This is a genomic window from Methylobacterium sp. 1030 (assembly GCF_040544715.1).
Classification (GTDB): domain Bacteria; phylum Pseudomonadota; class Alphaproteobacteria; order Rhizobiales; family Beijerinckiaceae; genus Methylobacterium.
Map to the genome: position 1 here is coordinate 271,569 of NZ_JBEPKM010000005.1, position 11,142 is coordinate 282,710.

At 70.2% G+C, this 11,142-nt stretch carries 12 protein-coding genes; all 12 read right to left on the reverse strand.

The window, feature by feature from the left end:
- Positions 1–82: 82 nt before the first annotated feature.
- Entirely contained in the window at positions 83–1,186 is a 1,104-nt protein-coding gene (gene pufC / locus ABIC30_RS09360; protein WP_020091996.1) for a photosynthetic reaction center cytochrome PufC, read from the reverse strand.
- A 10-nt stretch (positions 1,187–1,196) separates the two neighbouring features.
- Positions 1,197–2,177 (reverse strand): photosynthetic reaction center subunit M, encoded by a 981-nt coding sequence (gene pufM, locus ABIC30_RS09365; RefSeq protein WP_020091995.1) that lies wholly within the window; start codon positions 2,175–2,177, stop codon positions 1,197–1,199.
- A gap of 80 nt (positions 2,178–2,257) precedes the next feature.
- Positions 2,258–3,082 (reverse strand): photosynthetic reaction center subunit L, encoded by an 825-nt coding sequence (pufL, locus tag ABIC30_RS09370; protein ID WP_020091994.1) that lies wholly within the window; start codon positions 3,080–3,082, stop codon positions 2,258–2,260.
- 77 nt (positions 3,083–3,159) lie between these two features.
- Entirely contained in the window at positions 3,160–3,351 is a 192-nt protein-coding gene (gene pufA, locus ABIC30_RS09375) for a light-harvesting antenna LH1, alpha subunit (protein ID WP_020091993.1), read from the reverse strand.
- A gap of 10 nt (positions 3,352–3,361) precedes the next feature.
- Positions 3,362–3,598, reverse strand: a complete 237-nt coding sequence (pufB, locus tag ABIC30_RS09380; protein ID WP_012319767.1) for a light-harvesting antenna LH1, beta subunit — start codon at positions 3,596–3,598, stop codon at positions 3,362–3,364.
- A gap of 127 nt (positions 3,599–3,725) precedes the next feature.
- Positions 3,726–3,947, reverse strand: a complete 222-nt coding sequence (locus tag ABIC30_RS09385; RefSeq protein ID WP_026604760.1) for a hypothetical protein — start codon at positions 3,945–3,947, stop codon at positions 3,726–3,728.
- A gap of 35 nt (positions 3,948–3,982) precedes the next feature.
- The gene (bchZ, locus tag ABIC30_RS09390) at positions 3,983–5,449 is read right to left on the reverse strand and encodes a chlorophyllide a reductase subunit Z (protein ID WP_020091991.1); all 1,467 of its coding nucleotides are present in this window, start codon (positions 5,447–5,449) and stop codon (positions 3,983–3,985) included.
- Positions 5,449–6,978 (reverse strand): chlorophyllide a reductase subunit Y, encoded by a 1,530-nt coding sequence (bchY, locus tag ABIC30_RS09395; protein WP_020091990.1) that lies wholly within the window; start codon positions 6,976–6,978, stop codon positions 5,449–5,451. Before bchY ends, bchZ begins: the two co-directional genes overlap by 1 nt.
- Positions 6,979–6,983: 5 nt before the next feature.
- Positions 6,984–7,988, reverse strand: a complete 1,005-nt coding sequence (locus ABIC30_RS09400; protein WP_020091989.1) for a chlorophyllide a reductase iron protein subunit X — start codon at positions 7,986–7,988, stop codon at positions 6,984–6,986.
- Positions 7,985–8,923 carry a chlorophyll synthesis pathway protein BchC gene (gene bchC / locus ABIC30_RS09405; protein ID WP_020091988.1) on the reverse strand — a complete coding sequence of 313 codons (939 nt, stop codon included), beginning with the start codon at positions 8,921–8,923 and terminating at the stop codon, positions 7,985–7,987. Before bchC ends, ABIC30_RS09400 begins: the two co-directional genes overlap by 4 nt.
- A gap of 94 nt (positions 8,924–9,017) precedes the next feature.
- Positions 9,018–10,145, reverse strand: coding sequence for a methyltransferase (locus tag ABIC30_RS09410; RefSeq protein WP_020091987.1), 1,128 nt, complete (start codon positions 10,143–10,145; stop codon positions 9,018–9,020).
- A 29-nt stretch (positions 10,146–10,174) separates the two neighbouring features.
- The gene (locus tag ABIC30_RS09415) at positions 10,175–11,044 is read right to left on the reverse strand and encodes a polyprenyl synthetase family protein (protein WP_020091986.1); all 870 of its coding nucleotides are present in this window, start codon (positions 11,042–11,044) and stop codon (positions 10,175–10,177) included.
- Between the last annotated feature and the right edge of the window lie 98 nt (positions 11,045–11,142).

The following is an 11,142-nucleotide window of genomic DNA, read 5'->3' on the forward strand; positions in this document are numbered from 1 at the left end:
CGCCGGTATCGACGCCTCTACCCCACGGAGGTTCCCTGTAGCTTGGGCGGGGCGGCCGGTGGTCCGGCCGCCCCGGGGCGGATCAGGGCTTCGGCGTCGGGGTCTCGGTCCCGGGGATCGGGTCCTTGGCCTCGCCGGTCGGCAGGCTCACGGCGATCGTCGGGTGCGACAGCTCCGGATAGGGCTCGATCACGTTGGCGCCGTTGAGCGGCTTGTTGGCGCCGTTGTGACAGGTGGCGCAGTTGATCTTCGGCACGTCGCCCAGGATCCCGAGCCGGTTCCGCGGGAATGTCGATTTCAGCGGCTCCATGTAATCCTGGTTCAGGTCACGCACCATGCGGATGCCGTACCAGGCATGGACGCGGTTGGGCGTGCTGGTGTCCCACTGCGCCACCGATCGGGTGTTGTGGCAGAAGGTGCAGTTGACCCCGAGCGATTGCGACATGCTGATCATGATCGCGAAGGTCTTCTCGGCGTCCTGGATCGGCTTGCCCTTGGTCTCCGGCAGCGCCGTGGTGGCGTTGACCCGGACCGCGTCCTCCGACGTCTCCTTGTGCTGATAGAAGGCCTGATAGACGTCGTAGGGCAGCGAGGTGTTGCCGACTTCTGCGGAGGCGAGGTTCTGGCTGTTGTTGCGCGGGATGAAGCGCCCCGCCCCCTGAACCGGACGGTCGAACCAGATATTGGCCGGCACCGGATTGCCGCGGTGACAGGTGTAGCAGGTCACGCCCGCTTGATGGACGTGGTTCTCTTTCCAGGACGAGTTGATGTACTGGGTCATCTGGAGCATCCGCCGGGCGACGCGCTTCTGGTAGAGCTCGTCGGACGCCATGTTCTCGGTGCTGTGGCAGTAGGTGCAGCCCTGCTGCGGGGCCACCCACTCGGTGATCGACACCATCAGCCGGTTGAACTGCTCGGCCGAAAGATCGCCCAGAACCTGGACGTTCTGGTAGACGGCCGAGGCCTTGTCGCCGCCCGCATCGGCCGGATCGGCCGGGGTCGGGGCGACGTTCGCGGCGGCCAGCGCCTCGTTGCCGGCGCGGGTGCGGATCAGGTCCATGCCCGTCCCGCGGAAGCCGGTCTGCTTGTTCGCCATCGGCGGGTGGGTCCAGCCGGCGCCGCCGAACATCGCGATGGTGAGGAAGAGGGCCAGTGCGCCGCCGGCCACCGCCAGAATCGTCTTCATGACGGCCTCCTCACGGCTTCATGCCGGGTGCGAGATGGGCGGGATCCACGATCGGGCCGTAGACCTGCGGGTACGAGGGCGCGACGCCGTGCTTGACGGCCCAGAGGTACCAGTTGTCGACCACGGTCCCGGTGAGCAGGATGCCGATGCCGCCGGTCAGCGTCGTCAGCACGGCGAACCACCACGCCCAGCGATGGACCGACTCCATCGTGGCGTTGAAGCCCATGGTCCAGCGCCAGAACAGGGCGGCGCGCTCGGTGGCCGTGCCGCGGTCGACGATCTGGTCGATCTCGCGCTCCGCGCCGTAGCGCGAGCAGGCCAGGATCGTGCCCCCGTGCATCGCGAACAGCAGCGTCGACCCGTAGAGGAACGTGATCGAGAGCATGTGGAACGGGTTGTAGAAGAGGTTCCCGTAGCGGAGCGAGAAGGCCGCGGTCCAGTCGAGGTGCGGGAAGATGCCGAACGGCACGGCTTCCGACCACGAGCCCATCAGCACCGGCCGGATGAAGCCGAGGACGAGGTAGAGCCAGATCGCCGACGCGAAGGCCCACGGCACGTGCAGGCCGAGGCCGAGCGCCCGCGCCCGCTTGTAGAGATGGACCCACCACAGCAGGATCGAGGCCGTCAGGAAGAAGCCGGCGATGAGCCACCACCCGCCCTCGTTCAGGGGCGGAAGGACCTTCAGGCCGTACTTCGGGAGAGGCGGCTCGAGGGCGAGCCACGGCAATTGCCGGACGAACTGGACCGGGTCCCAGTTCACCGAGGCCCACATGTTGAGCCCGATGATCTCGAAGGCGATCACCCCGCATGTGATCGACAGGGCCGCGATGTAGCCGATGTAGATCGGCCCGACCTGGCTGTTGCCGATCAGCCCGAACAGGTAGCTGTTGAACGGCTTGCCGACCCGCTCGTCGACCGCGACCGGAACGCCCTGATCCGGCACGAGCGGGCGCACCTGAACCTGCGTGAAGATGTTCTGGTAATAGGCCATGGCCTGCCCTCCCCCGGAGTGCCGCGCGCTGAGCGGCGGCGACCCGCGTTAGTCCCCTCGTTCCGATCGCGTCCGACCCGTCACCGCCAGACCGGCAGGTTGAGCCACCAGCCCCACCATTGCGGCCAGCCCTGCGTCCAGAACGGCCCGCTGATGACGATGCAGACCGCGCTCCAGAACCCTGCAGAGAGCGCCAGGAACAGGCCGAGGCGGTGGATGCCGAGCGTGCCGATCGAGTAGCCGATCGTGTCGCGGAAGAAGGTGTCCTCGTGCTCGGGCGTCTTGACGGTCTCGCCCTTCTTCGGGTTGGTCGCCGACAGGATCAGGCCGCCGTGCATCGCCAGGGCCAGCGTCGTCGTGAAGAAGAACGTCACGGCCAGCATGTGGGCCGGATTATAGTGGAAGTGGAGATACTGGTATCCGGTGTTGGACACCCAATCGAGATGGCTGAGGATGCCGTACGGGAAGCCGTAGCCCCAGGCGCCCATCAGCAGCGGCCGGATCACCACGAGGGTGAAGTAGGCGAAGATCGCCATGCCGAAGGCCGCGGGGACGTGGTAGCCGATCCCGAGCTTGCGGCAGATCTCGACCTCGCGCAGCGCCCAGGAAACGAACGAGCCGAGCGCGCACATGGTGATGATCTGCCAGAGCCCACCATCCTTCAGCGGCGCGAGTCTCAGGCCGTAGCTGACATCGGGCGGCGCGATGTTGATCTGCCAGATGTTCCAGGTCGGTCCGATCGCGGCGCCGTAGATGACGAGCGCGGTGCCCAGCACCGTGAAGAACATACCGACGACGCCGAAGAAACCGACGAAGAACGGCCCGACCCAGAAGTCGAACAGGTCGCCTCCGAGCAAGGTGCCGCCGCGAACCCTGTATTTGCGCTCGAAGCTCAGCATCGCCATGGCGGCTGCTCCTCAGTCAGGCCGGAGAAGAAGGTTGGTGGACCGCGGCCCTCGCGCGCCGCGGTCCGGACCGGCACTCAGGCCGGCATCTGCGGCAGCGCGAGCGTGATGGTGTTCTGGGCCGCCTTGTTGTTTCTCGGGCCGTCCAGCCAGTTGAACCGGTCGGTCGAGAGCAGGATGAAGTGGATCAGCAGCGCCAGGATAAAGAGGAAGGTGAACAGAGCCACCAGCGTGCGCCGCGGATCGAAGAGCAACCAAACCTTGTGCATCCGATCCTCCTCAGCCGATCATCGTGACGAGGGCGTGGGCCGCATCGCGAACGCCCTCGAGAGAGGCGTAGCCCTGCGGTCCGGGGAGCCACGGACGCCACAGCCAGACGAGGATGTGGGCGACCACGGCGATCGCCGTGAAGATGAGGAAGCTCGTCAGGAAGATCGCGTGGAACTCCTTGGCTTCCGGTTCCGTCAGCCCGGACAGGCTGCTCGGTCTTTCTGTTGTGACGGGTCCACTCGCCATCGTTCAGACCTCCGTGTGTTGGCCGCGCCTCTGGCGAGGCGCGACGGGTTCAGCCGCGATGCCTTTCGGCTGTCACGGCCCGACTTCCCCCGCGTGACCGGACGGAAGCGTCTCGCTCAGGGGCGTTTCAGCCCATGAAGGCGAAGGGGATCGCCTGAACCGCCATGGCGCGGGCCTCGCCGAAGACCGAGCGGCGCGCCGGCGCCAGGCCTGGGCGGGCCGTCTCGCGGCTGGGCCGGAACCGGTTCAGCGCCGCGGCGGCGAGGAAGAACGGGTAGGTCGCCGCCAGGATCAGCCGGAACTGAAACGCTTCCTGGTGCTGGCGGCCGGTCGGGACCATCGTTCGCATCGTCAGGTCTCCTCTGGGTGAAACGGAAAGGCGGCTCATGCGGGCACTCCTCCCGCGAGGGCGGCCCGGGCCCGCGCCACGTGGGCGGGCGCTACGGCGGCGGCCTCGGTGTCCCGGGCAGCCCGCTCGGCGGCGTCGCGCAGGCGCTTGGCCGCGGAGATCCGGGCGAGCACCGGCTGGGCCTCGACGAGGGCGTCGAGTGCCTGCCGGGCGGCCTCGTCCCACGGCAGCTCGGCGTGCCGCCGCGTGGGAGTGGCCTCGACCTTGTCCATGTCGCGGGCGAGCGGCAGGATGTGGAAGAGGGTGTCGAACAGGGCGTTGCAGACCTCCTGGACCAGGTAGGTCGCCCCGGCGTAGCCCATGAACGGCGTGCCGGTGTGCCGCCGGATGATCGCGCCGGGGAACGAGGCCGGCACGTAGGTCGCCCGGGCGCCGCACTCGGCGAGGTACATCCGCTCGTTGAACGAGCCGAACAGGACCAGCGGCGGCTTGGCCGCGACGGCGGCGCGGACGGCCGCGTTGTCGGGCTTCAGACCGGCCGAGCGCCCGAAGGCGAAGTGGCAGGGCAGGCCCATCTCGTCTTCTAGGAAGTGGCGCACGCCCCGCGCGTAGGTCTCGGTCGCGACGATGCCGAAGCTCGCGGTCCCGAAGAAGTCCTGCGTCACCGAGCGCCAGAGATCCCAGACCGGCTTGATCGTGGTGTGCCGCTCCCGCTCGATGAACGGCTCGGGATCGAGGCCCAGGATCTCGCCGAGCGAGCGCAGGAACTTGGTCGTGGACAGGATGCCGATCGGCGCCTGAAGGTACGGGCGCTCCAGATCCTCGCAGAGCAGCCGCCCGAACTCCCGGTAGAGGCAGATATTGGCGTCGGTGTTGACCAGCTTCGGCACGTCGGCGAGGTGCGCGCCGAGCGGGAAGGTGAGGTTCACCTCGGCGCCGATCCCCTCGACCAACCGCCGGATCTCGGCGAGGTCGGAGGGCATGTTGAAGGTGCCGTAGGCCGGGCCGATCAGGTTCACCCGCGGCTTCTCGCCGGGCTTCTTCTCCGGCCGGGCCGGGATGCCCTTCTTGGCGAATTTCTTGGCGCCGTATTCCTGCCAGAGCCAGCGCATGGCGCGGTCGGCGGCCTGCCACTGGTCCTCGTCGATGGTGCGCGGCAGGAAGCGCTGGAGGCCGGTGCCCTCAGGGGTCACGCCTCCGCCGATCATCTCGGCGATGGAGCCGGTGACCACGACGCTGGGCTGGCCCGGATCGAGGGTCGCGTGGGCGCGCTTCATGGCGCCCTCGGTGCCGTGCCGGCCGAGTTCCTCCTCGGCGAGCCCGGTGACCACGATCGGCAGCTCGTGCGGCGGCAGCGCGTCGGTGTAGTGCAGCACCGAGGTGACCGGCAGGTTCTCGCAGCCCACGGGGCCGTCGATGACGACCTGCAGGCCCTTGATCGCCGTGAAGACGTAGACCGCGCCCCAGTAGCCCCCGGCCCTGTCGTGATCGAGGATGAGCATCAGGCCATCTCCCCGATCGGCTTCTTCGGACCCTCGATCTTCGGTCCCTGGCGCTTCTGCGGCACCTCCTGCCAGACGCCCGCGGCGTGGCCGGTGCCGACGCCCTCGAAGAAGTCGCGCATGGCGTCGAACCGCGCCCTGTTGCCGAGGGCGGCGTTGATCACCGTGGCGAGCGACCCGGCGCCGGCCGCGCCCATCAGCGGGCGCGCCGAGATCAGGTTGGTGAAGTAGAGCGCCGGCGTGCCGCGCTCCTTGGCGCGCTGCACCACCGGCGTCGTGCCGATGGCGAGATCGGGCTTCAGCGCTTCGAAGGCGAACAGATCATCCTCGAGGGAGGCCCGGTAGCGGACCTCCGTTCCGCGAGACTCGAGCCAGTCGCGATCCGCCTCCGACCAGGGCGTGCGCGGGCAGGCGGTGCCGACATAGGGGACCTCGGCGCCGCTCTCGACGAGGAGGCGCGCCACGAGCAGCTCCGATCCCTCGTAGCCCGAGAGCGTGATCCGCCCCTTGATCGGCATCGCGCCGAGCGCGCCGCGGATACCGGGCAGGATGCGGTTCTTGGCGGCCTCGACGGTGGCGCGGGGCACGCCGCAGGCCTCGCCGATCCGGTCGAGCCAGTCGGCGGTCCCGTCGACGCCGACGGGAGCGGAGCCGACGATCGGGCGGCCGGCCGCCTCGAACTCGCGGATCGAGGCCGTGTAGAACGGGTGAATCGCCGCCACCGCCGCGCAGTCGAGGGCCGCGTAGAGCTCGCGCCATTCCCGGGTCGGCACGACCGGGCCGGCCGAGAGTCCCAGCGGCTCCAGGAGCGATCCGATCACCACCGGGTCGGCCGGGAAGACCTCGCCCAGCAGCGCGACGCTCGGGCGCTCGGAACGGCCACCGCGGGGGGCGGCGACGGGCCCCTGCTCGGCCTCCGCGCGGGCGACCTTGAGCATGGCGCCGGCGAGCACGTCCTTCGCTTCCGCGTGGGTCGGGACGCCGAAGCCCGGCACGTCGATCCCGATCACCCGGACGCCGTCGATCGCCTTCGGCAGCAGGCGCAGCGGCACACCGGAGGCCGTCGGAACGCAGAGGTTGATGACGACGACGGCGTCGTAATCCTCCGGCTTCGCAGTCGCGTGGACCGCCTCGCGGATGTCCTCGAACAGCTTGCCGGTGACGAGCGTCTCGGAGTTGAACGGCACGTAGCCGACGCTGCGCCGCGCCCCGTAGAAATGCGACGTGAAGGTCAGGCCGTACACGCAGCAGGCCGAGCCCGACAGGATCGTCGCCGTGCGGCGCATCCGCAGACCGACCCGCAGCGAGCCGAAGGCCGGGCACATGCTCTGCGGCTGGTCGTGCGGGCCCTGGGGATAATCCTCGCGCAGCTGCGCCAGGGTCTCCGACATGCCGGCGGCTTCCGCGGCCGCCACCATCGCGTCCTTACCGGCGTGGCAGCCCAGGCCGTCGCTCTGCGCCGCGGCGAGGTCGATGGTGGCCGGCGCCTTGCGGGCCCGCAGATCGGCGATGTCGAGGGAGACGGCCATGCGCGTCAGACCTCGTCGTACACGACTTCGAGGGACGGCTTGGACACGTGGGCGACGCCGCACATGTCCTCGTGGGTCGCCGGAACCAGCACGACGTCGCGGCCGGTGGTCTCGCTGGAGAACAGGCCGAGCAGCCCGTCCTGCGAGAGCGGCGTCGGGCGGTGCGGCGCGGCCTCCGCGACATTGGCGGCGAGGTCCGCGAACAGGGTGCCCCAGCGCCCGTCCGGCTTGCCGATGATCTCGTAATTCGCGCTCTTGCGGCGGATGTCCTCGTCGGCCGGGATCGAGGCCAGGACCGGGATGCCGGCCGCCTCCGCGAAGGCCTGGGCCTCGCCGGTGCCGTCGTCCTTGTTGATCACGAGTCCGCCGACGCCGACATTGCCCCCGAGCTTGCGGAAATACTCCACCGCCGAGCAGACGTTGTTGGCGACGTAGAGCGACTGCAGGTCGTTCGAGCCGACGACGATGACCTTCTGGCACATGTCCCGGGCGATCGGCAGGCCGAAGCCCCCGCAGACCACGTCGCCGAGGAAGTCGAGGAGGACGAAGTCGAAGCCCCACTCGTGGAAGCCCAGCTTCTCCAGAAGCTCGAAGCCGTGGATGATCCCGCGGCCGCCGCAGCCGCGCCCGACTTCGGGACCGCCGAGCTCCATTGCGTAGACGCCGTCGCGCTTGAAGCAGACGTCGCCGATCGCGACCGACTCGCCCGCGAGCTTCTTCCTGGTCGACGTCTCGATGATGGTCGGGCAGGCCTTGCCGCCGAAGAGGAGCGAGGTCGTATCGCTCTTCGGGTCGCAGCCGATCAGCAGGACCTTCTTGCCCTGCTGGGCCATCATGTAGCTGAGATTGGCGAGGGTGAACGACTTGCCGATGCCGCCCTTGCCGTAGATCGCGATGATCTGCGTTTCTTTCTTCGCCGGTGCGGTGGACACGGCATCGGGCTCGATCGCGGCCTCGGCGCGGAGCTGAGTCGCCTGGGACAGGGCAGCCTTGTTGAGCTGAACGTTCACGCGGCGTCCCTCCAGTCGAGGATCATCTTCAGGCAGCCCGGATCCGCGAACGCGGTGCGGTAGGCGTCCTGGGCCTGTGCCGCCGGGGCACGGTGGGTAATCAGACCGTCGAGGGAGAGCCGGCCGCTCTCGATCATCCGCGTCACCGCCACCGTGTCCTCGGGCCTGAACTCGGCCGAGATCCGGATCCGGGCCTCGCGCATGAACGCGGGCGGGAAAGCGAAGCTGAGGGGCGCCTCGTAGAACCCGGCGAGGACGATCTCGCCCCCCGGTGCGAGCCGGGCGATCAGGTCGTCGAGGCCGGCGGCGTTGCCGCTGACATCCGTGATCGTCGCGTAGTCGCGCCGGGGATCCGCGTCGGGCGCGACGACGGTGTATCCGTGCTCGCCGGCTGCGCGCACGGGGTCCGTCTCCCAGACGGTGGGCGCGGCGCCCGCAGCCAGGGTCAGCCGCGCGAGCAGCCGGCCGAGGACGCCGTGCCCGACGATGAGCGGAGCCGCGCCGAGAGCGAGGCGCCCGAGGGCGCGATGGGCAGTCGCCGCGAGGGCCAGGAGGCAGGCCTGCTCGCCGAGGGCCTCGTCCACCGGCACGAGGCGGGCGGCCGGTGCGACCAGATGGGACGCGGCGCCTCCGAACAGGCCGCGAACGGCGCCGAAGCAGCGGGCCCCCGGGACGTAGACGGTCTGGCCGACCCGGACCGAAGCGCCGGCATCCGCCTCCACGACCGTCCCGACGGATTCGTAGCCCGGCACCAGGGGGTAGCCCATGCCCGGGAAGGGCGGCATCCGCCCCGACCAGAGCAGGCGCTCGGTGCCGGTGCTGATCCCGCTCCAGGACACCGCCACGACCGCGTCCGCGTCAGTGGGCGGCGTCAGGGCCAGGCGCTGAACCGACAGGTGCTCCGGGTTTTCCAGAATGACGGCCAGAGCGTCCATGGCTGGAAGTGTCCACCCTTTGCGTTGCGACTCTCTCTGGTGCGAAGCCGCTATGTGTCATCCTAGATAGACACAGGTCAGCGTCAAGTCACACTTACTTGGCTGGGCCTGTTTTTTGAGCTCTCAGCACCCGCGCGAGCAGGGGGCGACGTGTCGGATGCTCGTGCGTGGCGGTGAAACCTGCGGCCGCGAGCATCGCGCGCAGCTCCTCGGCCCGGCGCGGCCGGCCGGAGCCCATCGCCAGGAGGTAGAAGCCGAAATAGGCGTCGCCGACCGGCTCCGCGCCGGGCGTCCCGGCCATCGGCTCCGCGATGAGCAGCGTGCCGCCCGGCGGCAGCGCCGCGTAGGCCGCCCGCAGCAGTGCCTGGGCCGGCGCGTCGTCGTGATCGTGGACGATCCGCACCAGGGTGATCGTGTCGGCGCCCGCGGGCAGCCCGCCGTGGAAGTCGCCTCCGCGGCAGGCGATCCTGTCGCCGAGGCCCGATTGGTCGAGGCGCGCTCGGGCGCGGTCGGCGACGGCCGGCAGGTCGAACAGGGTCATGCGGGGGCCGGCGTGCCGCGCCGCCACGGCCTGCAGGAAGGCGCCCTCGCCGCCGCCGACATCCATGAGGTGCCGGACGCGCGACAGGTCGCAGGCGTCGAGCACATCCTCGGCGATCAGCGCCTGCGAGGCACCCATCAGGCCGCTGTAGGGAGCCACCGTGCGCGCGTCGCCCGTCGCCCCGGCCGCGTAGGGCCAGTAGCCCGCGAGGCGGGTCGGCTGGGCCTGTCCGCGCAGCAGGGCGACCGGATCCGCGAGATCCGCGTAGAGCAGCGCGTGATGCTCGATCATGGCGGCGATGCCGGGATTGCCGACCAGGGCCGCGCCCAGGTCGGCAATCCCGAATCGGTCATTCGACAGGGCGCGCAGCAGACCGAGGGACTCGGCGGCGCGCAGCAGGCGTCGTGCCGCGTCGGGCGTGAGGTCGAGCCGCCGCGCCAGCGCGTCGACCGTCTGCGGGCCATCCGCGAGGATCGCGAACAGGTCGAGGCGGATGCAGGCGGTCAGGACCTGCGCGTAGACGAAGCCGGCACAGAGGTCGAACAGCGCGCGCGTGTTGCGCTGCGCGATGCGGCGCGTCAGCGGAAAACCCGCCGCCCAGCGCTGGAACCGGGGGCTGGCGACGAGGCGGTTGCGCCACGCGAGCCACCTGTCCGCCCACGCGGGCGGAACGGGCGGCACCGTGCCGGTTCCGGGGAGCGATCCGGCGCTCAGACCGCCACCGCGCGCAGGCTCGCGGGCAGGAACAGCCGCGCCTGCGCCTCGATCTCGGCGGTGAGCGCGGCCACGCCCGGACAGGGCGGGATCGCCGCGATCGCCTCGCGGGTCAGCCGGGACAAGCGCTCCATCGCGCCGCCGGTACCCAGCAGGGCGGCGGCGTTGGGGCGGCCCAGCGTCGCGTCGCGCCCGGCGGGCTTGCCGATCTCCTCCTGCCGGCAGGCGACGTCGCGCAGGTCGTCGGCGACCTGATAGGCCTCGCCGAGGCACTCGCCGAGGCGGCGCCAGGGTTCAGGCTCCGCCCCCGCCGCCGCGGCACCGGCCACGGTGGCGGCGGCGAACAGGGCGCCCGTCTTCGCCTGCTGATAGTCGCTGAGGCTGATATGCGCCTCCGATTCCCAGGCCTGCCCGGCCGCGATGCCGGACGGCGACCCCGCGGCGCGGCCGAGGAGTCCGACGAGGCGCCCGAGGCGCGCCGGATAAGGCCCGACGGACCGCGCGAGGGTCTCGAAGGCGAGGACGATCAGGGCGTCGCCGGTCAGGACTGCGATCGGCTCGCCGAAGGCGACGTGGACGGAGGGCTTCTGCCGCCGCATCGGCGCATCGTCGAAGCACGGCAGGTCGTCGTGGACCAGCGAGGCGCAGTGCAGGAGCTCGATAGAGGCGGCGGCCGCCACGGACCCCGCCGGGTCGTCGTCGCCGCAGGCGCGGGCCACCGAGAGGCACAGGCGCGGCCGGATCCGATGGCCGCCGGGAAACACCGCGTAGCGGAGAGCCTCCGCCAGAAGGGGCGGGGCGCCGGGCGCCTCCGCGTGCGCAACGGCGCGATCCAGCGCCATCTCGATCCGCCGACCGGACTCCATATCGTTGCCTCCCGTGTTGTATGCGGTTGTCAGCAACAGGTGTCATTTCTTATTGACACTTTGCGGAGGGGAGATCAATCCCGTGGTGGGGGAGTTCG

Bases quoted from the DNA above. Each gene is read 5' to 3' on its own strand.
- pufC (WP_020091996.1), bottom strand. From the start codon at position 1,186: ATGAAGACGATTCTGGCGGTGGCCGGCGGCGCACTGGCCCTCTTCCTC.
- pufM (WP_020091995.1), bottom strand. From the start codon at position 2,177: ATGGCCTATTACCAGAACATCTTCACGCAGGTTCAGGTGCGCCCGCTC.
- pufL (WP_020091994.1), bottom strand. From the start codon at position 3,082: ATGGCGATGCTGAGCTTCGAGCGCAAATACAGGGTTCGCGGCGGCACC.
- pufA (WP_020091993.1), bottom strand. From the start codon at position 3,351: ATGCACAAGGTTTGGTTGCTCTTCGATCCGCGGCGCACGCTGGTGGCT.
- pufB (WP_012319767.1), bottom strand. From the start codon at position 3,598: ATGGCGAGTGGACCCGTCACAACAGAAAGACCGAGCAGCCTGTCCGGG.
- ABIC30_RS09385 (WP_026604760.1), bottom strand. From the start codon at position 3,947: ATGCGAACGATGGTCCCGACCGGCCGCCAGCACCAGGAAGCGTTTCAG.
- bchZ (WP_020091991.1), bottom strand. From the start codon at position 5,449: ATGCTCATCCTCGATCACGACAGGGCCGGGGGCTACTGGGGCGCGGTC.
- bchY (WP_020091990.1), bottom strand. From the start codon at position 6,978: ATGGCCGTCTCCCTCGACATCGCCGATCTGCGGGCCCGCAAGGCGCCG.
- bchC (WP_020091988.1), bottom strand. From the start codon at position 8,923: ATGGACGCTCTGGCCGTCATTCTGGAAAACCCGGAGCACCTGTCGGTT.
- ABIC30_RS09415 (WP_020091986.1), bottom strand. From the start codon at position 11,044: ATGGAGTCCGGTCGGCGGATCGAGATGGCGCTGGATCGCGCCGTTGCG.